Annotated in this window: 1 protein-coding gene; it reads right to left on the minus strand. The window is 70.0% G+C overall.

The genetic code is table 11. The annotated features are described in order from the left end of the window. Positions 1 to 157: 157 nt before the first annotated feature. Positions 158 to 604, minus strand: a complete 447-nt coding sequence (locus UK12_RS41895; protein ID WP_197085369.1) for a hypothetical protein — start codon at positions 602 to 604, stop codon at positions 158 to 160. Between the last annotated feature and the right edge of the window lie 100 nt (positions 605 to 704).

Genomic DNA, 704 nt, shown 5'->3' on the forward strand with positions numbered 1-704 from the left:
GTGACGTAGTACGCCGAGTTCGAGCGCTCGGTGGTGCTGTGGTCTTCAGTGGCCGCCATGCTCAGAAATCTTAGCCGCGCGAAGGAACCACCCTCGACCGACTTCCCCGGGGGCGGCCCCTACGCGGGCAGCTTTCCGCTGCGCGGAAGAACCCGGCTCAGGCGGCGCTGGAGAACATGCTCCGCACCCAGGCCCGGAAGCTGCGCCGGACCCGGACGGGTCGATCGATCGGTGCGTCCTCCGGCTCGGCGTGCGCGGCGTATCCGGGACCGTGGTGCCAGGAGCTCGCGGCGGTGGCCACCCGGCCCGCCCGCATGATCCGCACGGTGTGCCCGCCGCAGCCCGGGCAGGTCGGCTGGAGCAGCGGCGACGGCACGCGGACGCCGTTCGCGTGGTACTCGATCACCGTGTGCCCGTCCTTGGCCACGTGGTGCTCGATCTCGTATGCCTGCTCCCACCCGTAGCCGCAGCTCAGGCAGGCGAAGGAGTACGCCTCCCGGACGGTCTCCACGGCAGTGGCCGGCCTGCTCGTCAGGCCCAGTCCGCCCGCTGCCGTGTCGCGCACTGCATTGCCACTCAGAGGGCTACCGATCGTCTCGCTCATAGCCGTCTCCCAGCGCCCGCCGGACGTCCGTCCGGCTCGGGTCTTTCCTTCTCAGGGAATGCCCGGGACATGCCTTTCGCTACCCGGCTTGCCAAGTCTT

Origin of the sequence: Saccharothrix sp. ST-888 (assembly GCF_000955975.1) — a bacterium.
Taxonomy (GTDB): Bacteria; Actinomycetota; Actinomycetes; order Streptomycetales; family Streptomycetaceae; genus Kitasatospora.

What these genes read in the sequence shown, in the direction of transcription:
- UK12_RS41895 (WP_197085369.1), bottom strand. Translation starts at nt 604, where the DNA reads ATGAGCGAGACGATCGGTAGCCCTCTGAGTGGCAATGCAGTGCGCGAC.